The organism is Furfurilactobacillus milii, assembly GCF_021654115.1.
In the GTDB taxonomy this organism is placed as follows: domain Bacteria; phylum Bacillota; class Bacilli; order Lactobacillales; family Lactobacillaceae; genus Furfurilactobacillus; species Furfurilactobacillus milii.
In genome coordinates this window covers 202,507-224,617 of the sequence record NZ_JAIWJF010000004.1, presented here as the reverse complement: position 1 = coordinate 224,617, position 22,111 = coordinate 202,507, and the positions used below count along the sequence as shown (strand labels likewise).

Annotated in this window: 20 protein-coding genes and 2 riboswitches; of the genes, 10 read left to right on the top strand and 10 right to left on the bottom strand. The window is 46.4% G+C overall.

Features of this window, described 5'->3' with window-relative positions; translation table 11 throughout:
* Positions 1–91 precede the first annotated feature (91 nt).
* From LDK34_RS06935 to LDK34_RS06925, 3 genes are all read right to left on the bottom strand, one after another.
* The gene (locus tag LDK34_RS06935; protein WP_178943288.1) at positions 92–1,861 is read right to left on the bottom strand and encodes an ABC transporter ATP-binding protein; all 1,770 of its coding nucleotides are present in this window, start codon (positions 1,859–1,861) and stop codon (positions 92–94) included.
* Positions 1,861–3,579, bottom strand: coding sequence for an ABC transporter ATP-binding protein (locus tag LDK34_RS06930; protein ID WP_236941602.1), 1,719 nt, complete (start codon positions 3,577–3,579; stop codon positions 1,861–1,863). Before LDK34_RS06930 ends, LDK34_RS06935 begins: the two co-directional genes overlap by 1 nt.
* Before the next feature lie 525 nt (positions 3,580–4,104).
* A complete protein-coding gene (locus LDK34_RS06925) occupies positions 4,105–4,254 on the bottom strand; it encodes a hypothetical protein (RefSeq protein WP_017260849.1) in 150 nt (49 codons plus the stop codon).
* 167 nt (positions 4,255–4,421) lie between these two features.
* Here LDK34_RS06925 and cls point away from each other — a divergent pair, with 167 nt between their 5' ends.
* A complete protein-coding gene (cls, locus tag LDK34_RS06920) occupies positions 4,422–5,867 on the top strand; it encodes a cardiolipin synthase (protein ID WP_178943286.1) in 1,446 nt (481 codons plus the stop codon).
* A 70-nt stretch (positions 5,868–5,937) separates the two neighbouring features.
* Here cls and dapF read toward each other — a convergent pair whose 3' ends face one another.
* Entirely contained in the window at positions 5,938–6,969 is a 1,032-nt protein-coding gene (dapF, locus tag LDK34_RS06915) for a diaminopimelate epimerase (RefSeq protein WP_178943285.1), read from the bottom strand.
* On the bottom strand, positions 6,962–8,371 hold the full coding sequence (locus tag LDK34_RS06910) for an aspartate kinase (protein WP_178943284.1): 1,410 nt from the start codon (positions 8,369–8,371) through the stop codon (positions 6,962–6,964). The genes dapF and LDK34_RS06910 overlap by 8 nt, the downstream gene beginning before the upstream one ends.
* A gap of 192 nt (positions 8,372–8,563) precedes the next feature.
* Positions 8,564–8,747: riboswitch (Lysine riboswitch) on the bottom strand.
* A 147-nt stretch (positions 8,748–8,894) separates the two neighbouring features.
* Positions 8,895–9,072: riboswitch (Lysine riboswitch) on the top strand.
* 187 nt (positions 9,073–9,259) lie between these two features.
* Between LDK34_RS06910 and lysA the strand changes: the two genes are divergently transcribed.
* From lysA to LDK34_RS06875, 7 genes are read left to right on the top strand one after another with little or no spacing between them, the layout of a single operon-like run.
* Positions 9,260–10,576 (top strand): diaminopimelate decarboxylase, encoded by a 1,317-nt coding sequence (lysA, locus tag LDK34_RS06905; RefSeq protein ID WP_178943283.1) that lies wholly within the window; start codon positions 9,260–9,262, stop codon positions 10,574–10,576.
* 28 nt (positions 10,577–10,604) lie between these two features.
* Positions 10,605–11,318 carry a 2,3,4,5-tetrahydropyridine-2,6-dicarboxylate N-acetyltransferase gene (dapD, locus tag LDK34_RS06900; protein ID WP_178943282.1) on the top strand — a complete coding sequence of 238 codons (714 nt, stop codon included), beginning with the start codon at positions 10,605–10,607 and terminating at the stop codon, positions 11,316–11,318.
* Between the two features lie 30 nt (positions 11,319–11,348).
* A complete protein-coding gene (locus LDK34_RS06895) occupies positions 11,349–12,497 on the top strand; it encodes an N-acetyldiaminopimelate deacetylase (protein WP_178943281.1) in 1,149 nt (382 codons plus the stop codon).
* A gap of 59 nt (positions 12,498–12,556) precedes the next feature.
* Complete coding sequence (dapA, locus tag LDK34_RS06890) at positions 12,557–13,471, top strand: 4-hydroxy-tetrahydrodipicolinate synthase (RefSeq protein WP_178943280.1); 915 nt, start codon at positions 12,557–12,559, stop codon at positions 13,469–13,471.
* A gap of 3 nt (positions 13,472–13,474) precedes the next feature.
* Complete coding sequence (dapB, locus tag LDK34_RS06885; RefSeq protein ID WP_236941601.1) at positions 13,475–14,263, top strand: 4-hydroxy-tetrahydrodipicolinate reductase; 789 nt, start codon at positions 13,475–13,477, stop codon at positions 14,261–14,263.
* 39 nt (positions 14,264–14,302) lie between these two features.
* Entirely contained in the window at positions 14,303–15,502 is a 1,200-nt protein-coding gene (locus LDK34_RS06880; RefSeq protein ID WP_178943278.1) for an aminotransferase class I/II-fold pyridoxal phosphate-dependent enzyme, read from the top strand.
* A gap of 42 nt (positions 15,503–15,544) precedes the next feature.
* Positions 15,545–16,609, top strand: coding sequence for an aspartate-semialdehyde dehydrogenase (locus LDK34_RS06875; RefSeq protein WP_178943277.1), 1,065 nt, complete (start codon positions 15,545–15,547; stop codon positions 16,607–16,609).
* Between the two features lie 222 nt (positions 16,610–16,831).
* Here LDK34_RS06875 and LDK34_RS06870 read toward each other — a convergent pair whose 3' ends face one another.
* The 5 genes from LDK34_RS06870 to LDK34_RS06850 are packed head-to-tail and all read right to left on the bottom strand — an operon-like array spanning position 16,832 to position 20,831.
* Positions 16,832–17,992 (bottom strand): MFS transporter, encoded by a 1,161-nt coding sequence (locus LDK34_RS06870; RefSeq protein WP_178943276.1) that lies wholly within the window; start codon positions 17,990–17,992, stop codon positions 16,832–16,834.
* A 60-nt stretch (positions 17,993–18,052) separates the two neighbouring features.
* Positions 18,053–18,343: an ArsR/SmtB family transcription factor gene (locus LDK34_RS06865; RefSeq protein ID WP_178943275.1), complete on the bottom strand. Its 291-nt coding sequence runs from the start codon at positions 18,341–18,343 to the stop codon at positions 18,053–18,055.
* Between the two features lie 56 nt (positions 18,344–18,399).
* Positions 18,400–18,975 (bottom strand): MFS transporter, encoded by a 576-nt coding sequence (locus LDK34_RS06860; protein WP_178943274.1) that lies wholly within the window; start codon positions 18,973–18,975, stop codon positions 18,400–18,402.
* 25 nt (positions 18,976–19,000) lie between these two features.
* Positions 19,001–20,488 carry a DUF4097 family beta strand repeat-containing protein gene (locus tag LDK34_RS06855; RefSeq protein WP_178943273.1) on the bottom strand — a complete coding sequence of 496 codons (1,488 nt, stop codon included), beginning with the start codon at positions 20,486–20,488 and terminating at the stop codon, positions 19,001–19,003.
* A complete protein-coding gene (locus LDK34_RS06850) occupies positions 20,475–20,831 on the bottom strand; it encodes a PadR family transcriptional regulator (RefSeq protein WP_161001906.1) in 357 nt (118 codons plus the stop codon). The genes LDK34_RS06855 and LDK34_RS06850 overlap by 14 nt, the downstream gene beginning before the upstream one ends.
* 331 nt (positions 20,832–21,162) lie before the next feature.
* Here LDK34_RS06850 and LDK34_RS06845 point away from each other — a divergent pair, with 331 nt between their 5' ends.
* Both LDK34_RS06845 and LDK34_RS06840 read left to right on the top strand, forming a co-directional pair.
* Positions 21,163–21,726 (top strand): helix-turn-helix domain-containing protein, encoded by a 564-nt coding sequence (locus LDK34_RS06845; protein ID WP_225439123.1) that lies wholly within the window; start codon positions 21,163–21,165, stop codon positions 21,724–21,726.
* A gap of 18 nt (positions 21,727–21,744) precedes the next feature.
* On the top strand, positions 21,745–21,951 hold the full coding sequence (locus LDK34_RS06840) for a DUF3923 family protein (protein ID WP_178943272.1): 207 nt from the start codon (positions 21,745–21,747) through the stop codon (positions 21,949–21,951).
* Positions 21,952–22,111: the final 160 nt, after the last annotated feature.

Genomic DNA, 22,111 nt, shown 5'->3' with positions numbered 1-22,111 from the left:
GAAATTTGCAAAGGCTTTTGATAAACTTTAAAAACCGATTCATATCAACACTTATGAAAAGTGTGATATGAATCGGTTTTTGTCTATATCCTTATTCAAACACAAACTGATTATGATACAACTCCGAATAGAATCCGTGTTCATTGAGCAATTGCTGATGCGTTCCTTGCTCAATCACATTGCCATCTTTCAGCACCACAATTTTATCGGCGTTAAGTATGGTCTTTAATCGGTGAGCGATAACAAAGCTGGTGCGGCCTTGAACCACGGCATCCATTGCTTTTTGGATGCGCGCTTCAGTGACGGTATCAACGTTTGAAGTCGCTTCGTCAAGAATCAATAATGATGGGTTAGTGAGGATGGTCCGAGCGATACTGAGCAATTGTTTTTGCCCAGTCGAGAAAACGGAATTTTCGTCCGTGACCTTGGTATCGTAGCCATCGTCTAGCGACATAATGAAGTCGTGAATGTTGGCTTGCTTAGCCGCCGCAATCATTTCTTCATCGGTGGCATCAGGCTTTCCATATTTGATATTGAAGGCAATGGTGCCAGAGAAGAGGACACTATCCTGTAAGACGATTCCGACGTGATCACGCAGGTTTGTCATGTCAACCTGACGCACATCCTTATTATCAATGGAAACGGTCCCTGAATCGACGTCATAGAACCGATTCAGCAGGTTCATAACCGTTGTTTTCCCTGAACCAGTGGGGCCAACTAGTGCAACCATTTTACCTGGTTCAACGTCAATGGAAACGCCGTGTAGAATTTCACGGCCTTTATCGTAACTGAAGTGGACATCATTTAGTGCAGCACTGGTGGAGCCGGCAGGAATAATGGCGCCTTTTTCTGGTCTGATTTCTTCCGGTTCATCAAACATCTGGTTCAACCGTCGGGCACCGGTAACAGCTAATTGGAACATGCTGTATAGTGTTGAAATTTGGGTGATAGGTTGATAGAACTGTTGCGAATATTGGACGAAGACAACGACCAAACCAAGGGCAGCAGCACGGCTCATGCCTGAGTTCATTGCTATCCAACTACCAGCGAAGATAACAATCGCCGTGTTGACTAATGACATGCCTTGCATCAATGGGAAGAGCATTCCTGAGTACGTTTGCGCCCGTGTTGTGGCCTTACGAACGTTTTCGTTGTGAGGCAGAAAACCGTCGATGGAATCCTGTTGCAGACCGTTGGTAATGTTGACCTTTTGACCGGCAATCTGTTCATTGATATACCCGTTCAGTTTGCCGACTTCATCTTGCTGAATATCGGTATACTTGCGGGTACGGTTGATTAAAAAGGTAGCCAGGATGATGGCAATGGGAGCTGAGGCGATGGTAACCCAGGCCATTTGCACGTTCTGTTGGAACATAATAATCAAAATACCAATCATTAACGCGATGTTGGCCATGATTTCACCTAACGCCTCATTAAGTGCATTGGAGATATTATCCAAATCACTGGTAAAACGACTGAGAATGTCACCGTCTTGATGGGAATCGAAGAATCGGATCGTCATCCGTTGTAGTTTGCCAAACAAACCACGGCGCATGCGGTTCGTTGAGTAGCCCGTAATGTAGGTGATTGCGATGTTCATGACAAAGGTTCCCAAAACACCAATGAAATAGAACAGGCCAAGCAGCCAAACAAAATGAACAAAATCACCTTTATTGCTGACGCCATGCATTAGACCGAATACATATTTAGCCAGCGAGGTGACTGCCTTTCCCAGGTAAATGGGGGCCTTGACCTGAAAGTAGGTAGAAACGATGATAGCAATAATAACAATCGTAAAACTAATCTTATAACGTTTCAGATAATGATAGAAGAAACGCATGGAGCGACCAACGTCTGACATTAGGCCTCCCCCTTTCCCTTTTGAGTCTCATAAATTTCTTGATAGAAGTGGTTATTGGCGACTAATTCTTGATGGGTACCTTCGCCAACGAGTTTTCCATTATCGAGGACCAAAATGCGATTAGCGTTGATTACGGATGAAATTTTTTCTGCAATGACAAACGTAGTTGTGCCTTTTAGTTCATGATTCAAAGCTTCCTGAACTAGCTTTTCTGACTCGGCATCTAGCGCAGAAGTGGAGTCATCCAGAATCAAAATTTTTGGCCGGCCAATCACGCCTCGCGTAATGGATAATCGTTGCTTTTGCCCACCAGAAAAGTTGCTGGAACGTTCCTCGATATTAGCATCATAGCGATTTGGCAAACGGTCAATGAACTCAGCGGCTTGCGAAATCTTGCTGGCCCGATCCATATCAGCAATTGACGCGTTTTTAAGACCTTGCTGAAGGTTATGCGCCACGGTACCGGAAAACAGGATGGCTCGTTGCAGTACAAAGGCGACTGTTTTACGTAGTGAACGTTCATTGACGTCTTTCAAGTTAACGCCACCAACACTAACCGTACCGCTTTGCGGATCAAACAAACGGGGAATGAGCTGAGCTAGAGTGGATTTGCCAGCCCCAGTAGCACCAACGATGCCAATCATTTCGCCGGGTTTAACGTCAAACGAAATATCTGACAGGGTTGGTTGATCATCACCATCATAAGTAAAGGAGACGTGGTCGAATTTAACAGATCCGGTTAAGTCTTGCTCCGGCACATCCTTCTTGTAAACGATGTCTGGCTCAGTGTTCATGATTTCGTTTAACCGGTTTAAGGACACCATTGCACGAGCAGAAAAGGTGAGCATCATACCACCATTAATAATGGCAAACATAATTTGCATCAGATAATTAATAAATGACGCAATGGCGGCAACAGCACCTGGATGCGTTTGGGCAATGTCGCCAGTGAAGTAGATGGCGGCAACCACTGCCATGTTCCCAATCAACATAAAGGCGGGAATCATTAATGAAAAGAGAATACCGACGCCAATATTTTGGTCATTCAGTTTGTCAGAGACAGTATTGAATCGCTTTTGTTCATTATTTTCTTGATTGAATGACTTAACCACGCGGACCCCGGTTAAGTTTTCCTTAGCCAGCTCGTTAACGCGGTCAATTAGGGTCTGCATTAACCCAAAGCGGCGTCCCATCCGACCAAACGTACTGAGAACGACAAGCATAACAAGCACGATTTGAATCACAATAATCCACCAAAGCTGTGGCAGCGTGTTCAGCGCGAGAATCAGCGCACCGACAAACATGATGGGAACTCGAATCAGGGCTTGAAGGACCGTCATAATCAGGTTCTGAACCTGATTGATGTCATTAGTTAACCGCACAACTAAACTACCGGCTGAAAAGCGTTCGATGTTACTAAAAGAAAATGCCTGAATTTTGCGATAGGCCATTTCCCGAATCGATGCGGCCATTCCCATGGCAACTTTAGCGGAGAAGATGGTGTTCAATACACCGGCAATCAAGCCAACGAGCGCGATGACAATTAATGTGATCCCAATCGTTAGTATTTTATGATTATTGTTGGCGATGATGGCATTAATCACGTTTTGCAGCAATTTAGGTTGCCACAAACTGGCGGCAGCCATTACGGCCGCTGAAAAGATGGCCCAGAAGATCCCCCAGGCAAAGGGTTTTATGTTGGCGCGGATAATTTTCAAGGTTAATTAACCTTCTTTCTATGAACTTATGTCTTTGTTGAAGTTAACTGTTGGAGTGTAGAGCCCGCTTACGGTTGTCAACAATGAAACATCGCCGTGGGAACGGTTCAAGCCTGAAAACCACAGTCTTTCACCTCGCCGTCGAGCCTCGTGGAGATCCGAGTCTTTCCGACCGTCCGTGCTGTAAATTCGGCCTAAATCGCCGAACCAACAGCACCTTCACGGCTTGGTTTCATTGTTGACGCCCTCCAGCTCATCTTAGACTCTATAGTTAATTTCCCAATGTTATAAGGTTCAGAGTGTTGTGACTTACTATGTTAGTGGAGGAAAACAGAGACAGAGTTTCATGTCGGCAATACTTGGTGGGCGTTTTCTGACCACTTAGTATTGCTGGACGACTTTGGAGACGTGGTTTTCGGCTCCGAAGCGAGGTGGAAGACACTCGGTCTTTGAGGGGCTGAGACCGGTCCCATGAAACGGCGTCTCTGTTTACCGTAACGATAAGCAATCACACAAGACTAAACTTTAGTGTCGCCGATGAAGATAAATGGCGACAATGATAACGATGATGAGTAGCAGAATGATGGTGCTCCGCGAATCATGCCCCAAAGCCTGTCGAAGCAAACGGAAATACCCAATCCCGTGAGGCAAAAAGACGCCTGAAATGGACCACATGTGTGTTGCCTCCTAAATTACTTTGTTTGACTTATTATACGCATTACAAAAATTATGAGAAAGCAATAAGTTGTTTGTGAGCAAATTTCCACAAAAAGGGGTCGCGTTGCTTCCTAAAGATGAGTAAGATGAAATTAGCATTTACGCGTATTGGAGGACCAATCCAGATGAACTGGGCACATTTTATTTTTGAAACAATTATCTATGTAAACGCGGTGTTGGCGTTCATTACTGTGTTCCGTGAACCGCGTGATATTTCAGCGACCTGGGCCTGGCTACTGGTGCTGGTGTTCTTGCCGATCATCGGTTTCGTTGCCTACGCCTTTGTCGGTCGGCGATTGCCGAAGAATCGGTTATTTCAAATTCAAGAGCAGGAACAACTGCAGCTTGATGAGCAGCTAGCACTCCAGCGAGCTGAGTTATCATCAGAGCGAAATGACGCGGATGATGTAACCGCCACTGCGCTGGGTACAGTTAATTTGTTTATTGAGTCTGATCAAGCCTTCCTAACTCGCAACAACCGGGTGCACATTATTTCTGATGGGAAAGTGTTGTTCCACCAGATGTTTGAAGACATTGAGCGGGCTAAACAGAGTATCCATATCGAGTTTTACACGATCTATAACGATGACATCGGTAACGAATTGTTGCGTTTGCTGATTCGTAAAGCAGAAGCCGGTGTGGCTGTGCGGGTACTATATGATTCATGGGGTTCAATGGGCGTGCGGCCCAAATTCTATGATCCATTACGGGCCGCTGGTGGGGAAGCATATCCCTTCCTGCAAACGCGCAGTGCGCTAGTAGATTTCCGTTTGAACTTCCGTGATCACCGTAAAATTGTGGTGATTGACGGAGCTATTGGCTATACCGGTGGCTTTAACGTCGGCGATCAGTATCTTGGCCGCAAAGAGAAGTTTGGTTACTGGCGTGATACGCATCTTCGTATCGTTGGAGCTGGCGTTTACGGGCTTCAGTCACGGTTTATTCGTGATTGGAACGCCACTAGTCGCACCAAACCACTAAACGTTACCAACGATTTCTTCCATATCACTAAGGTGAAGGGGGAAACCAACATGCAGATTGTTTCATCTGGTCCCGATTCTGATAAAGAGCAGATTAAGATGGGCTACTTACGATTGATCAACTCAGCTCGCAAACGGTTGTGGATTCAGTCGCCATACTTAATTCCGGATGATTCCGTCCTAGACGCGCTTCGAGTAGCGGCCGGCAGTGGCGTGGATGTCCGCATCATGATTCCAAGCAAGCCGGATCATGCGTTTGTGTACCGGGCAACCGAGTATTACGCGAAGCAGTTGTCTCGTAACGGGGTAAAAATCTTCAAATATCGCAACGGTTTTATCCATTCTAAAACGATGGTTGTTGACGATGGGGTTGCATCTGTTGGATCGGCAAATTTGGATTTTCGGAGTTTCAAACTAAACTTTGAAGTCAATGCATTCCTATACGATCCTAAAGTTACCGCGGAGTTGGCTAAGTTGTTTGAAGCTGATATGCGCGTCAGCGAACTGACGACTTACGAGACGTTCGCCCAACAATCGTATTGGCGTAAGTTCAAGCAAACATTTTCACGCCTATTGTCACCAATTTTGTAGAGAATAACTATCACAATAGAAGGGACTGGGTTCGTAGCTAGACTGCGAAACCGGTCCCTTTTTAGCAAACTTAGTGTTCGTCCACAGTTGGGCGGACATCGCCAAATGACCAATGCGGTAACTGTGATACGAATTGATGATAGGCGGTCTCTTCTTGTGTTGCCGCGACTTCTGCACTGGCGAGGTTCCCAGCGTGTAAGTCAGCTTCACTCAAACGCAAATGGTCAGTGAAGGTCGCGTTACCGATTAGGTCGATAGTGTACGCGGCGTTTTGATGATGGACACGCGTTTGAACCATCCCGCCTGGATTATAAATGGTCAGGAGTTGGCCAAACTGAGCGGCTGGGTGAGTCAGTACCCAAATTAGTGATGTGGCCGACATGCCGGTACCACATGCATTTGTAAAGCCAACACCACGCTCAAACGTCCGCACAAAGAGGGTAGTATCATTGATTTCCCAACCAAAGCTGACATTGACGCCGTCAGGAAACCATGGGTTTTGACCGTTTAATTGTTGTCCGAGTTGCCCTAGAAACGCGGTTGTTAAGGCATTAGGATGATTATGGTCTGTGAGACTAATCAAATGTGGGTTTGGCACTGCCACAGCGGAAAAGTTTGCAGTGGAATTTGTTGCAAACGGCAAAGTGTTTTGATTTAAAAGTGGCGTTGTCGGGATTTGATGTAAGCCAATCGAAGTAGCATCGAAACTGACGGGTTGGATGCTGACGCTGAACGCAGGCACATCTGGCGCAAACGGAGTGACTTGATGAACGGGTAAATCAGCCGCATCTGTTTCAACTTGGAAGTCTGTTTGGTGCGTTTGTTCTGCAAGATAGCGGCTGACGGTTCGTAGGCCGTTGCCACACATGCTTGCTTGGCTGCCATCGCGGTTGAAAACCTGCATCCGGCCGATTGCGTTGGAATGCTGACTGTCACTGACGACTAGGACACCATCTACTTCGCCCAGACCTGCTGGTGCTGTGTCGTTGACTTGTTGTGCCAAACGACTGAGTTCAACCGTGGTGAGGGCATGTTTAAGTTGCCGTTGATCGAGCAGGTAAAAACTATTTTCCGAGCCATGAACACGAATTAAATTAACCATGAGTGACCTCCTGTGCTGGTTGACGAAGTGGCAAGCTAACTGGTTGGATAAAGAAGTCATTGTAGATAAGGCGAACGGCGTCATCAGCCTGAGCTTCCCGAACACCGATCATGATGGAAATCCGTGACGCCCCCTGGTTGATCATTTGAACGCCGATATGATGAGTGGCTAGCGGGTGCAAGATCCGGTCAATGACGCCGACCTGATTGCGCATGCCTTCGCCAACCACCATCAAAATCGCGTAATCATCGATCCACTGAAGACGATCAGGCCGCAATGTTTCTTTGATATCTGCTAGCAAACGAGGGAGGACATCTGTCGGAATTTGATTGCGATCGAAGATGATCGTTAAATCGTCAATTCCTGAAGGCATGTGTTCGTAGCTAATGTGGTAGCGGAAGAGGATTTTGAGTAACTTTAATGTGAAGCCAACTTCCCGGTTCAACAAATAACGATGCAGGTAGAGCGCTGCAAACCGTTTGGAACTGGCCACCCCCGTAATTAATCGCTTAGGCTGCGACTGATTCGTTGGTACAATCAGTGTTCCTGGCGCACTAGGATGGTTGGTATTCTTAACGCAAATGGGAACCTGGCCTTCAATGGCTGGAATAATGGCTTCATCGTGAAAAACTGAGAAACCGGCATATGAAAGTTCTCGCATTTCGACGTAGCTCATCTTAGTAATGGGTGCCGGGTTAGCGACAACGTTCGGATTGGCAGCGTAAATGGAATCGACATCCGTAAAGTTCTCGTATTCAGTCGCATGCAAACCACGAGCAAGAATGGCACCTGTGATATCTGAGCCACCACGGGAAAAGGTTACAAGTTGACCACTGGTTGTATAGGCAAAGAAGCCAGGAACGACCCACAGTTTGTCTTCTGCTAGAAGCTCCTGACGGGCAACGGCCAGGTGTGTGTATGTCTGGGATAAAATGGTCGCGTTGTTTGGCTCCTGCGTGGCAATTAAGCCGAGTTCGTGTGGGTCAACGTAACGAGCACTTAATCCTTGTGTATTTAACACCAGCGCCAGTAACTGGGCGTTTAACTTTTCGCCGTGGGCCTTAAACGCAGCCATTCTAAAGGCAGGGCCGCGAAATGATGTCGTTGGTAGGGTCAAAATTTGGTCCGCCAATGGTTTAAATTGAGCTGCCGAAATATTAAACGCTGTTGCGATTTCTTGATATCTGTCGATGATTTGCTGGCCGATTGACTGTTGTGTCTTGCCATGTGCACGGGCGTATTCAATCAGTAGATCGGTAACTTTTTCATCATTCTCATTTCGTTTGCCAGGTGCTGAAACAACAACTACGCGGCGTTGCCTATCCATTCGTAAAATCTGTATGACGTCATTAAAATGCGTCGCATCTGCCAAAGAACTGCCACCAAACTTAATTACTTTCATCGATCCTAACCTCGCTTACCACGGTCGTTTGTCAAAACAGACCATTGTTTTTGATGTTAGAAGGGGAATCGACACTGAAATCATTCACACCCACGATTACATTTAAAAAGCGCACCCAATGACTTTGTTTAACGAGGTCATTGGGTGCGCTTAGTCTAATCGAACGTAATCGATATAGTACCGGTTATGTATGGTCGTAGATAGCGCCCCGCAACTTTTTTGTTAGTTGCGACAGTCCTTGGGCTGTTAACCCAAGTCCCAACCCTAACTGAGACGAGTCAGTCAAAGTTTCGGCGAATCATCCTTTCACTAAGCGTCGTTAACCTCGTCGATTTCCTCTTAGCTACTTTTAATCTTCGCAACCTCTTCTATGATTACTGGCAATTATAGCGAATTAGTTTTCAATTACAATAGCTAAATGAAAATAAATGTAAACGCGTTGGCACAGCGTTTTACTTGGAAATATAAAATGCAAATGGGGACTTGACGGGTTATGAAAAGAGCGATATGCTCATTAAAATTAAATGTGAAAAGAGGTTGCAACCAACAAGAGTAATCAGCGGAGTCGGGTCACGACATAGAAACTGATGAAAGGGGCGGTTGCCGAAGCTGGACGATTGACCATCGCTTTGGCTGGGATGTTGATGAATAATCAACAAACTGTCGTGATGAAAAATTCATCGCGGGGCGCTTACGACATTCAGAAACGAAATGAATTTATTTTCGGGACTCTTTTGCGTACGCACCTATGCAAATGAGCCCCTTTTTCGTGCTATGTGTCAATGTTGACGCCCTTCAGTTTACCTTGCAAAGATAATCGCCGTATAGGCAAAGCGCATAACCGTTTGAACAGGCACATAACTTCTAAAAACTAAAAGGAGCAAAAAAATGACAACAACAGTTGAGTCAACGACAAATCATTTAATGATCGGTGGTATGGACACCGTCAAACTAGCAGAACAGTTTGGCACACCGCTGGTTGCTTACGATACACAGGATATCGTTCGTCAGGTGAAGGCCTTTCAACAGACGTTTGCTAACCATCGAATTGATGGCATCGTGAGTTACGCGTCTAAGGCCTTCTGCGTGAAGGGAATCTATCAGCTGTTGGCGCCACTCGGTGTACATGCGGACGTTGTGTCAGCGGGTGAAATGGCAACGGCGTTTGCGGCCGGCTTTCCGGCATCTCGACTGAGTTTTCACGGGAATAATAAGTCTGTGGATGAACTGACAATGGCACTGGATCATCATCTTGGCACGATTATTGTTGATAATTTTGTTGAGCTTCATCTATTACAACGGTTGTTAAAGGAACGTGAAGAAACCATTGCGATCCAAATTCGGGTGACCCCCGGTGTTAGTGCCCATACACATCAGTACATTCAAACGGGTCAGGTCGATAGTAAGTTTGGTTTCGACATTGGCTCTGGCCAAGCGGATCAGGCACTAGAAGAGGCCTTAGCAGATGATCATCTAGAGGTTCGTGGCGTTCATGCCCATATTGGCTCGCAAATTTTTGAGAGTACCGGCTTTGTAATGGCAGCCGAGAAACTGATTGAATTGCTGACCCATTGGCATGAGGCGTTTGGCTATTCGGCCCAGGTGCTAAATCTAGGCGGCGGGTTCGGCATTAAATATGTGGAAGGTGATGATCCACAATCACCGGAGGCCCAGCTTGATACCGTATTAACGACGATTGAAGCCAGGTTAGGTAATCATCACCTAGAAATGCCGGAGATTTGGATTGAACCTGGCCGATCGTTGGTTGGCCCAGCAGGAATCAATTTATATCGGGTTGGCGCAAACAAACGTGTCCCCGGCTTATTGCCTTATGTGGCTGTTGACGGCGGCATGGGGGATAACATTCGACCAGCGTTGTACCAGGCTGAGTACGAACCAGTACTGGCTAATCATGTGCAAGATTCGTCCAAGGAAACTATCCATATTGTCGGCAAATATTGTGAGTCTGGCGACATTCTAGTAAATGAAGCAACGTTGCCGATTACAAAAACGGGCGATGTGATTGCACTCTTAGCCACCGGCGCGTACGGTTACTCGATGGCCAGCAACTACAATCGTAATCCACGTCCAGCCGTCATTTTTATCGATCACAAACAGGCCAGCATCGTTGTCCGACGCGAAACTATTAGCGACATGCTCGCGCTGGATGAGGATTTTAAGAAGAGTGCTGCCGAAACCCTGTAAGGTAACTCAATCATTAAGGAGGATTCAAATGGCAGAATTAGATGCGACACAGATTATTCATACGATAGCGACTGCTAAGAAACAAACGCCGGTCAAGGTCACTGTTAGTGGCGAGCACTTACGTCAACTGACGGTTCCAGATGGCATTGAAGCGTTTATGGAAGATCACACGGGGACGTTGTTTGGGAGTTGGCCGGTAGTAAAACCATTTCTTGAATCACACCAAGATGTGATTGTGCAAACGCATGTGGAAACCAATGCTACTAATTCAGCTGTTCCGTTATTAGATGCGCGCGAAGTTAACGCCCGCATCGAACCAGGCGCCATCATTCGTGACCAAGTAGTGATTGGTGACCACGCTGTCATTATGATGGGGGCGCTGATCAACATCGGCGCTGAGATTGGTGCTGATTCCATGATTGATATGGGTGCCGTGCTTGGTGGCCGTGCGATTGTTGGCAAGCATTGTCATATCGGTGCTGGCGCGGTGTTAGCCGGGGTAATCGAACCAGCTTCTGCAGAACCCGTCCGCATCGATGATGATGTGTTAATTGGAGCTAATGCAGTGGTTATTGAGGGCGTTCATGTCGGTGAACACGCGGTGGTCGGTGCTGGTGCTGTGGTAACTGAGGATGTGCCAGCCAATACCGTTGTTGCCGGTGTTCCAGCTAAGGTGATTAAAGTTAACGATGCAAAAACGCAGGCTAAAACGAAACTGCAAGATTCGTTACGAAAGCTCTAGCACGTTTGACTGAAAGAAAGCTGGTACTGCATGTCCGAAACGTTAGATTTAATTCATATTCGCCGTCACTTGCACCAAATTCCAGAGTTGGCACTGCATGAAACTCAAACAGCCGCATATTTACGGCAAGTCATCGAAACAATGCCTCAGCAATGGTTGACCATTCATCACATACCAAGTCTGCCAACCGCTTTGATGGTTAAAGTTCAAGGCAGCCAGCCACAACGGTGTATCGGGTACCGCACTGATATTGATGCCTTGCCAGTTACAGAAGCGACTGGATTGCCATATGCGTCGACAAATCCCGGTAAGATGCACGCTTGTGGGCATGATGTTCACATGGCAGTGGCCCTAGGGGTGCTCAATTACTTTGCGAATCATCAGCCAAAAGACGACTTATTGTTTTTCTTTCAACCGGCTGAAGAAAACGACAATGGTGGCAAGTTGGCCGTTGAAGCAGGTGCCTTTACCGGAGAATGGCGACCGGATGAGTTTTATGGCTTGCATGTCAATCCGGAGCTGCCTGCAGGCGTAATTGGATGCCGTAATGGCACGTTATTTGCCGGCACGACTGAAATCAACGTGGACTTTGTTGGCAAGGGCGGGCATGCGGCTTATCCACATTTGGCTAACGACATGGTAGTTGCCTGCGCCAGCTTTATCATGCAAGCCCAGACCGTTGTCTCTAGAAGCGTTGACCCAATTGAAGGCGGCGTGGTGACGTTTGGCAAACTGAATGCCGGTAGTATCCGTAACGTCATTGCTGGCCGTGCCAGGCTAGAAGGGACCATTCGTGGACTAACGCAAACGATGATTGAACACATTGATCAGCGGCTACAGGCAATCGCCAGCGGCATCGCTACGAGTTTCGCGTGTGAAGTCAATGTTGAACTGAATCAGGGCGGCTACTTGCCGGTAGAAAACAATTCGCAGTTGACGATGCCGTTCATTCAATTTATGAAAAATGCACCAGATGTGGACTTTGTTGAAACGGCACCGGCCATGACCGGCGAGGATTTCGGATATATGCTGCATCAATTTCCTGGCACGATGTTTTGGTTAGGGGTGGACGGTCACGCACCTCTGCACTCTGCCAAAATGACGCCAGATGAGTCCGCTATTAGTAAGGGTGTCACCGCCATTACTGAGTTTTTGGAGGATCGGATGATAAGAGAGTGATGATCGACTTCGGGTGATGCAGAATCCGGATGGCTCTCATTAACAAGGAGGAATTTAAAATGTTTGAACAACATGATTTATTAACAGCAATCATCACACCGTTTACCGAAGATGATCATATTGATTTCGAGGCATTAACGCGATTAACAAATATGCTCATTGAAACTGGTTCACGCGGGTTTGTCATCGGTGGGACGACAGGTGAGACGCCAACACTAACACACGACGAAAAGATTGAACTTTATACACGTTTTGCACAGATTGTGGCCGGTCGAGGTGTCGTTATCGCTGGGACAGGCAGTAACAATACAGCTGCGACGATTGCTTTTAATCAGGAAGTCGATGCGATTGACGGGATTGATGCGACGTTGGTCGTTGTCCCTTATTACAACAAACCTAATCAACGAGGCATGATTGCCCACTTTACAGCGGTTGCTCAAGCTGCTACTAAGCCGATCGTCATTTACAACATTCCTGGCCGAACTGGCGTCAACATGACGAACGAAACGATTCTCCAACTTGCACAAGTGCCGAACATCAGTGGTGTTAAACAGTGTGGTAGCGATGCAGATTTGGCAGCACTAATTAATGATGCGCCGACAGGTTTTGCTGTTTACAGTGGCGAAGATGCCCAAGCATTATTAGTGAAGGCACTGGGCGGCGCTGGCGTCATTTCCGTTGCCAGTCACGTATATGGTCCAGCGATGCGACAGGAATATGACGCTCTAGCACAAGGTAATGTTGCCCGTGCTGGCCAGATTCAACGTGATTTGATGCCAAAGATGGCTGCGTTATTCATGTACCCATCACCATCACCAGTCAAGGCCGTTTTAAATGCGCAGGGATTGCCAGTTGGCAACCCACGTTTGCCAATTGTTCCTCTGAATGACACTGAGCAAACCGTTTTAGCACAACGTTTAGGCGTTCATGAACTAAGCGATATTCCGTTGGCAGAGAACACGGAGGCGGTATAGAAAATGAGTGAGTCAAAGATCCGTGTTATTGTCGCTGGCTTTCGTGGCAGTATGGGGACTGCTAGCTGCCAGACAATTTTAAACGATGATCGGTTTGAATTAACTGGCGTGTTTGATCCTCATGCTGCACTGACGGACGGGAATGACACACATTTGCCAAGCCAAGTTGTCGTTGCCACTACGGAAGACGAGTTGCCTGAGGCGGACGTTTGGTTAGACTTTACAACGCCAACTGTAGTTGAAAACAACGTTGAAGTGGCTTTGCAACACGGGTTAGTCCCGTTGGTTGGCACGAGTGGCTTAACAACAGCACAAATAAAATCATTACAAGCGTTGGCTGCCTCAGCTCATCTAGGTGGGTTGATTGTTCCCAACTTTGGATTGTCAGCGGTGTTACTAACTCAGTTTGCCAAACAGGCCGCCAAGTATTTTCCAAACGCGGAGATTATTGAAATGCACCATGCCGATAAACGAGACGCACCATCCGGTACGGCCGTTGCTACAGCTCATGCAATCGCTGCTGGTCGGCAACAACAGTCAGATTCCGATCATACTGAAAGCAGCGTGGACGGCGTGCGTGGTGGGATTGTCGACAATGTTCCGATTCATGCAGTCCGTTTGCCTGGTTATCTAGCGCATGAACAAGTGTTGTTTGGCGGAACGGGCGAAGCGTTGACGATTCGGCAGGACACGTATGACCGTGAGTCATTTATGGTTGGCGTGAAGTTAGCGTTAAGCAAAGTGACAACATTAACAGAATTGAAGGTTGGCTTAGAACAGGTTTTAGATTAGCGTCGTACCGCGAATTGATACGGTCAAAGGAGAATGCATATGCCAGAATTGGAAGCTCAGTTAACGGGGATGACACGGCCCGTGTTTGACCAAATTGTGCCATCAGCGATTCGTCAGTTTGATAATCAAATAAAGGATATTCCGGGCATCCTGAAATTAACGCTTGGTGAACCAGATTTTAACGCACCAGACCACGTTAAGCAGGCGACCATCGATGCAATCAATCAGAATCGCTCTCATTACGCACCAGCTGCTGGGTTACCAGAGCTACGAGAAGCGATTAGTACATACTTAACTAAATTGAATCAGGTCACTTACGATCCCCAAACGGAAATATTGGTGACAGTGGGTGCCACAGAAGCGATTGCAGCCGCGATGGGCACCGTTTTGGGAGCAGGCGACGAGGTGATTATCCCAACACCAATTTTTCCGTTGTACATTACCACGGCCCAGATTGATGGCGCTACACCAGTGTTAGTTGATACCTCAGTAGATGACTATGTATTGACACCGGCTCGGCTAACGACTACATTGGCGGTCCATCCGCGTGCAAAGATGCTGGTTTTGAATTATCCGACCAATCCAACTGGTGTCACTTACACAGACTCGCAGTTGCAAGCATTGGCCGCAGTGATTCGTAAACATAAGTTGCTCGTGTTGGCTGATGAAATCTATTGTGAATTAGCTTACGACCAGCCTCATGTATCCATTTCTACATTATTACCAGAGCGGACAATCGTGATTAATGGCGTTTCCAAGACGTTTGCCATGACTGGTTACCGAGTTGGTTACTTAGCGGCGCCGGCTGCACTAACCCAGCAGATTGCCAAACTACATGGTGCCTTGGTAACCGCAGCACCAACACCAATGATGGCGGCGGCCACTGATGCCTTGCAACATGGGGTGGCAGACACGGCGGCCATGAAGGCTCAGTATCACGAACGTCGTGATTTTCTGGTACAGGCACTCAATCAGCTGGGCTTTACCACGGCTCAGCCAAATGGCGCTTTTTATGTGTTTGCCAAAATACCGGCAGATGAGGAACAAGATGACCGCGCTTTTGCGCTTAAGGTCGCTCAACAGGCAAAGGTAGCTGTCGTTCCAGGTAGCTGCTTCGGACCTGGTGGTGAAGGCCACGTTCGGTTGTCATACGCCGCCGACATGGACAAACTGCAGGAAGCTGTCAAACGACTGGCAGCCTATCGTGCTAACAAATTATCGGTTGATGTTTCGGCCTAACTAAATGATCGAGTAGAGTGAAACTTGAAAGGAAGCAATTTAATGCAATCATTTAATGTCGCAATTCTTGGTGTTACTGGCGCAGTTGGAACGCGGATGTTACAACAACTGGAAAAGTCTGATATCGCGGTTGATCGTTTGGTGCTGTTGGCATCAGCACGTTCAGCTGGTCAAACACGCATCTTTCGTGGCCAATCTTATACGATTGAAGAAGCCACAACGGACTCGTTTAAAGGTATCGATATCGTCTTGTCGTCAGCTGGCGGTTCAGTTTCCAAAGCATTGCTACCAGCAGCGGTGAAAGCAGGGGCAGTTTGTGTCGATAACACCAGTGCCTTTCGGATGGAGCCGGATGTCCCATTGGTTGTGCCTGAAGTGAATCCAGAAATGTTGAGTCAGCATCATGGTATTGTTGCCAATCCAAACTGCAGTACCATTCAAATGGTTGTTGCGTTGGCGCCAATTGATCGTCAGTATAAGTTACATCAAGTCCTAGTTTCGACTTATCAAGCGGCTTCTGGTGCTGGTCAACGGGCAATGAACGAGTTATTCGACGAGGCACAACAACGTCATGAAGGCGAAGAGGAGACGGCTGCCATCTTACCCGTCAAGGGTGCTGAACATCACTATCCATTGGCGTTTAACTTGTTGCCCCAGATTGATGTCTTTGAAGATGATGGTTTCACTCACGAAGAATGGAAGATGATTCACGAAACTAAAAAGATTTTACGTGGCGACATGAACGACACAGAACTCAAGGTGTCTGCAACCTGTGTCCGCGTGCCTGTGCCAATTGGCCATGGTGAAAGTGTTTATTTTGAAACGCATCAAACACCAGCTGTATCAGATATGCAGGATCTACTGGCTCATTCAAAGGGTGTTGTACTGCAGGATGACCCGGCACACCAAGTTTATCCGCAACCGATTAACGCCGCTGGTCATGGCGAAACGTTTGTCGGCCGGATGCGAGCAGACCGGGAAAATTCAGGCGCTTATCACATGTGGGTCGTTGCTGATAACCTACTTAAAGGGGCCGCATTGAATGCGGTTCAGATCGCACAGGAACTGATCAAACGTGATTTAGTGCGTGTTCCTGAAGAACTGTAAGCCCACAGTTCAATAGCTTACAATACCTGCTAAAATCGCGGCAAAGCGGCGATTTTAAATTTCTCTGGAGATATACAATAGTTTACAGATTTTTAGAGTGCTCAAATTAAGTGCTAGGTAGGCGATAAAAATAGTCGTTCCCAATTTCGGGAGCGGCTATTTTTGGTGCTACGATATTTGGAGCTGATAAGCAGATTGCTTGTCGGTGCTTTTTTGATTTTATCAGACTTTTCTAGAATTATCCGCAACCTTAAACGCCCCATGATACCAGTACAGCATTGCCCCGATAGCAATGAAAATCGCAGCAAACCAAGCGATGCCAACAAAGCCCCATTCTTTGAAAAGAATTCCACCGATTGCGCCAGCGACAGTTTCCCCAAGATACATGGCAGCATTTGCCAGCGAGCTTATAGTACTGCGCGCATTCTTAACAGTTTGCTGAAGGCTTGTCATCAACAGTGGGAAGATTAAACCATTAAAGACATAAACAATGGTGATCATGATCTCACCAACCACAAAACTATTAGCAAATGTCAGGCCAATGTATAGCAATACCAGTGCCATAAAGCTATAAGCGAAAGTTCGGGGAAAAGTCAGCTTCTTGGCATAGTACCCACTTAATAGTGAACCAAGCAAATTCCCAGCACCAATCGCAATCATTGCAGTACCGACCCCGGTCAGTGTCAGACCATAGTCATGAGTAAACCACGTTGAAATGAAAGTGATTGAGGTGAAACTCCCTGTCTGGAAAACGAAGTATGCCAGCAGATAACTTACGGCCCGATGATTGCTAACCACTTGTTTATATGTTTGCCAGAATCCAACTGACGTATGTTTGCTTTGCAACGTTGGTAATGTTTTTAAACAGACAACCATCAACAGTACCGCAGCCACTGCAATCACAAAAAACGGTGTGCGCCAAGACCCTGCCGCCAGATAACTGCCGATTGGAATACCAACCAACTGTGCAATTGAAAGCCCGGCTGTGGCATAACCCATAACTTTGACGATATTTTTCGGCTCAACAACTTCTGGAATCGAAGCCCAGACTTGAGGCGTGACGAAGGCGGCGCAAACGCCTGCTAGAAGTCGAAACAGAAGCATTAGCCAAAATGTTGTGGCAAGACCACAAAGTGCTGTAGAAAGCGCAAAGCCAGCCAATCCATATAGTAATATCTGTTTCCGATCATGCTGATCGGATATTGGGCCAGAGACTAGCGCAAAGCCAGCATAACCGATAGCATATGCTGAAACTAACCACCCTGAAACTGCTGTGGACACATCAAATAATCGGCTAAGTGTCGGTAAGAGTGGCGAGACTAGGAACGTATCTGTACCGATGAGGAACATAATTAGAAAAAATAAACTTGAATAACGTCGCATGGCGTTCTCCTTGTGAAGTAGTTTTACAACAATCGAACTATTATGAGAAAAAAATACCTTTTACAAGGTATTTAAAAATCCAGGTAGATACTGCTCAAAAGTCTCCAACCTGAGCTCAACATATTTATTTTGACCACTTTTGCGAGTCGTTGTTAGCCCGGCTTCACGTAAAGTGCGAAAATGGTAGGATACCGTAGATTTTTGAATATTCAATTGCTCGCCAATCTCACCACAATTCATTTCGCCTCGATGGTTGTAAAGCATACGTATGATTTTGAGTCGCATCGGATCCGCAACGGCCTTCAAGATGATTACTCTAGATTCGTCATCAGTTAATTGTTCGATTATCATGAAACTAATATAACTTCACCGATATTTTTTGTCAATGAATGCCGCCTTTTTTCTCGTTACGATTTAGCAATCCTTAGAAGCGGCGGTGTACCCAATAGCGAGATAACTCCTGCACCGATCATCGCAGCGGTGAACCGACGCGTGAATAGTGTCGTAGTAGCCATTCCACCAAGACAATAGAAAGCCACAACAGAAACAGGAACGCCGACAGCCCCGCCGAGTAAACGAAAAAGATTACACAACCCAGACGCTGACCCAACTGCCATTCGGGGTACTGAACCAACAACAGTTTTTTGCATCGCCGGACCACCAATCGACAAGCCAATCCCTGAAATCATGAGTGGCAAGACAAACCAGAGATATGATTGATTTGCAAATACCGCTAAGGCGAGATAACCAACGCCTTGAAGCACAACCCCGCAAATCGCAATCGGAAGAACGCCTATGTGATCAACTAATTTTCCGGCAATCGGCGCGAATAAAACCAAAGTTCCTGTCCACGGGAGAAGTTCCAGACCAGCAATCGTCAAATTTGTGTTGCCAACCAGTTGCCAGAATTGTGGTAAAAAAACATCACGCTGATACGAAAAAATATCAGCGTGATGTTTTAGGTTACTTTGATTGGATGACATCGAAAAAATTAACCAGTTAATAATACTAAGAAACGTGGATCGAACTGGACTTAGTTGCCGCAGTGACATAGAAATGTGGGTCATCGCCGACCGCACCATCTTTGAAGTTAGTCGTATTATGATCGTAGATAGCATTATCGGGACCGGTGATAGAACCACTCTTGGCGTCCAAATCAAAGTTATACTCGATGCCCTTAGCGAATTCTAGTTTGATTGAACTGGAGTGCGCCGTGGTATCAAGATTGCCAGTGAGATCACTGAAACTTAGGTTAATTGAACCTGAATTGGCATTGAACGCACCAGCACCGATCAGGTCAGTGCCGCGGACAGAACCTGAGTGCGTGTCAACATCGAACTTAGCAACCGTGGTGTCTGCCAAACGAATTGAACCGCTATGAGCACGAGCACGTAATAGTCCCGCAACAGTGGTCTGCTTGATGCGAACGGAACCAGAGGATGCGTTGACATCCAAATCCTTAAAGTGAGCACCATTAATGCGAATTGAACCGCTGTTTGCTTCTAAACGAACCTGGTTTAGAGCGCCGGTATGGCTGAAATTAACACTTCCTGAGGCACTGTTAACCAGTAAATCACCTGCAAAGGATGCTGGAATGAGTAGTTGAACACGAACCCGCAGTGGTAACAGGTGAGGCCGTGATCCGTTATGAATTGACAGGGTACCATTCTCCAACTTAGTTTGTGCAAGATAGCTGTCATTAGCGCGGTTCATGTATTCCCGGAAGATGATGTGATCATCATCGGGATTGCTTAAAATTCGGACGCTACTATCAGCATACTTAAAGTCGATTCGCTGAACTTGATCAGCAGAAAATTGTTGTTCGTTGGCAAGCGCCAAACTGTCCACGTAGATTTCAGTATCGACCGGTTCCTGTTCATTAAATTGCTGATCGAAGTTTGAAAATGTGTCGTCATTGGCATGGGGATCGAACTTGTCGTTATGTGGTTGCTGCTTTTTTTCCGCAAACGAACCGGCAACTGTTTTGCCGCCGTCCGTGTGAATGCCACGATTGTCGATCACAAGATTACCCATCCGAATACCGTCGTTTGTGACAGTAAACGTACCGTTATTGATGTTGATGCCATCGCTATCAATATTCACTGCTTTGCCACCGTTAACTTTAATACCATTGTCGTCGATGCTGAGCACCTTACCACCATCAATGATCACCTTGCCATCGGCAATATCGATGTGATGACCATGATTATAGGCATGCTCATGTGACGTTTGTTTGGCATCGTCGGAATGAGTATTTTGATCAGTGGCATTTTTTTCGGCGTTAATTTCATCCACTAAATCGTCGAGATTGCCCAATCCTTCAAAGGCTCTATTGACGGCGTCCGTGATGGTAGCGCCCTTTTTTTCATTGTCGTGGGCGGCCTCACTTAAATCAGCGGCCAACTCTTCACGTAATTCATGCATTTCTTCCGTGTCAGGATAAGCCTTAAACGTTTCATCCAAACGCCGGTTAACCATCGTATCAATTGTGTCCATTGTCATCAATCCTCCCGGTAATCAGGTCATCAATAATCTTTTTGGCAAACGCCCAGTCCGCGACGTTCTTGGCGAGTAGGCGGGTGCCTTGTTCGGTTAATTTATAATATTTTCGGCGGCCACCCTGAGTCTCGTCGCCCCAATAGCTTTCGATATCACCATTGCGTTCCATGCGGCGAAATGCGGTGTATAAAGTGGCTTCATTTAATTCATATGCATCGTGGCTCAGTTCGCGGACGGCCTTAGCAATTTCATAACCGTAACTGTCGCCCTGGCTAAGAATATTAAGAATGATGGTCGTCGTGTGTCCCCGAATGATATCTTTAGAAATTTCGGGTTTCATGAATGCACCTCCAGTAGTTGTTCGTTTGATTGAGTATAATTTATCACCAATTACTGTGCGTGTCAAAGTATTGTTTAAAGTTTTCTGTTCAAGTTTCAAATGCAGCCGCCTAGTTAATGCGCTTGCGGTTTTCAACAGTGATAGTGGACAATTTCTTTGAAATACCAGATACTCGTAGATTAAAAAATTGGTGCAATTCTATTCACATCAATGCTAATGTATAACTTAGCAATTATGATTTTATGTTGGTCTACAAACACTGTGTTAATGCGGATGCAAGCGTTCCTTGCTCGTCAATGAAGCAAGCTACTGGTACTTTTTAGGAGTGAAGATGATGCAAACAAAAGGTGAAATTCTCTCGGCCAATTTAAAGAGGGCACGTAATCAATTACGGCTCACACAGTCTGAGGCTGCTAAACAACTAAATGTTTCACGTCAGGCTATTTCTAACTGGGAGACAGGGCGCAATCTGCCGGATGTTTTATTGTTGCAACAAGCGGCAGTCGTCTATCAAACGTCTGTTGACGCATTGATGAATGTTTCCGCAGTGACAACGATATCGACTAAGTTCTCAAAAGTCTTGCTCGTAATCGCAGAAACTATCTTGGTAACTAGTCGGATGACACAGTTATCCACAATTGCTGGTCTAAGAATGATGGATGGGTTGATTGTGATTGTGGCAATGTTGCTATTTATATTCAAGATTAGAAGAACGCAACTTGTTTCTGCAACGATACTGATAGGTGTGTTAAACCTTATTGCCGCGCGGCAGTCGCAGACCGGCTTAAATTTTGGCATGCGATTTGCTTGTTTTGCAGCAGGCATTTTGCTGCTGTTACAAGCTATTATTGATTTGACTAGGAGGATCACTGAGAACCATCATTTTCAACATTGATGTTCGGGGTGGTTAGCGATGAAACGATTGTGGTGGTTGGTGACTATTATCTGGAGTTTTCTGCTTGGATGCGCAGTGGCAATCGTCATGACACGTACGGTGGATGGGGCAGGTGTGACACAAACGCCTGCGTTGCGAATTATTTCACTGGTAATCTTAGGGATAGTTGTTATTTTCGTTTGTTCCTGTCAATTGATTTGGTGGCTAATTATGCGCCGGCATTGAGACCTTAATTTAAATCATCACAAAAAGCCGCCCATCAATTAAGATGGACGGTTTCTCTGTCATCCGGTCATCGCAAACATCTCATGACGCTGTTGCCAAGTTGATCTTTGCTCACGGATTACTGCCGGTCACACACCGGCTGTTTAATTGTGCGACCCCG

Excerpts from the sequence above, each read along its gene's own strand:
- LDK34_RS06935 (WP_178943288.1), bottom strand. The coding sequence starts at position 1,861 with ATGTCAGACGTTGGTCGCTCCATGCGTTTCTTCTATCATTATCTGAAA.
- LDK34_RS06925 (WP_017260849.1), bottom strand. The coding sequence starts at position 4,254 with ATGTGGTCCATTTCAGGCGTCTTTTTGCCTCACGGGATTGGGTATTTC.
- cls (WP_178943286.1), top strand. The coding sequence starts at position 4,422 with ATGAACTGGGCACATTTTATTTTTGAAACAATTATCTATGTAAACGCG.
- dapF (WP_178943285.1), bottom strand. The coding sequence starts at position 6,969 with ATGGTTAATTTAATTCGTGTTCATGGCTCGGAAAATAGTTTTTACCTG.
- LDK34_RS06910 (WP_178943284.1), bottom strand. The coding sequence starts at position 8,371 with ATGAAAGTAATTAAGTTTGGTGGCAGTTCTTTGGCAGATGCGACGCAT.
- lysA (WP_178943283.1), top strand. The coding sequence starts at position 9,260 with ATGACAACAACAGTTGAGTCAACGACAAATCATTTAATGATCGGTGGT.
- dapD (WP_178943282.1), top strand. The coding sequence starts at position 10,605 with ATGGCAGAATTAGATGCGACACAGATTATTCATACGATAGCGACTGCT.
- LDK34_RS06895 (WP_178943281.1), top strand. The coding sequence starts at position 11,349 with ATGTCCGAAACGTTAGATTTAATTCATATTCGCCGTCACTTGCACCAA.
- dapA (WP_178943280.1), top strand. The coding sequence starts at position 12,557 with ATGTTTGAACAACATGATTTATTAACAGCAATCATCACACCGTTTACC.
- dapB (WP_236941601.1), top strand. The coding sequence starts at position 13,475 with ATGAGTGAGTCAAAGATCCGTGTTATTGTCGCTGGCTTTCGTGGCAGT.
- LDK34_RS06880 (WP_178943278.1), top strand. The coding sequence starts at position 14,303 with ATGCCAGAATTGGAAGCTCAGTTAACGGGGATGACACGGCCCGTGTTT.
- LDK34_RS06875 (WP_178943277.1), top strand. The coding sequence starts at position 15,545 with ATGCAATCATTTAATGTCGCAATTCTTGGTGTTACTGGCGCAGTTGGA.
- LDK34_RS06870 (WP_178943276.1), bottom strand. The coding sequence starts at position 17,992 with ATGCGACGTTATTCAAGTTTATTTTTTCTAATTATGTTCCTCATCGGT.
- LDK34_RS06865 (WP_178943275.1), bottom strand. The coding sequence starts at position 18,343 with ATGATAATCGAACAATTAACTGATGACGAATCTAGAGTAATCATCTTG.
- LDK34_RS06860 (WP_178943274.1), bottom strand. The coding sequence starts at position 18,975 with ATGTCATCCAATCAAAGTAACCTAAAACATCACGCTGATATTTTTTCG.
- LDK34_RS06855 (WP_178943273.1), bottom strand. The coding sequence starts at position 20,488 with ATGGACACAATTGATACGATGGTTAACCGGCGTTTGGATGAAACGTTT.
- LDK34_RS06850 (WP_161001906.1), bottom strand. The coding sequence starts at position 20,831 with ATGAAACCCGAAATTTCTAAAGATATCATTCGGGGACACACGACGACC.
- LDK34_RS06845 (WP_225439123.1), top strand. The coding sequence starts at position 21,163 with ATGATGCAAACAAAAGGTGAAATTCTCTCGGCCAATTTAAAGAGGGCA.
- LDK34_RS06840 (WP_178943272.1), top strand. The coding sequence starts at position 21,745 with ATGAAACGATTGTGGTGGTTGGTGACTATTATCTGGAGTTTTCTGCTT.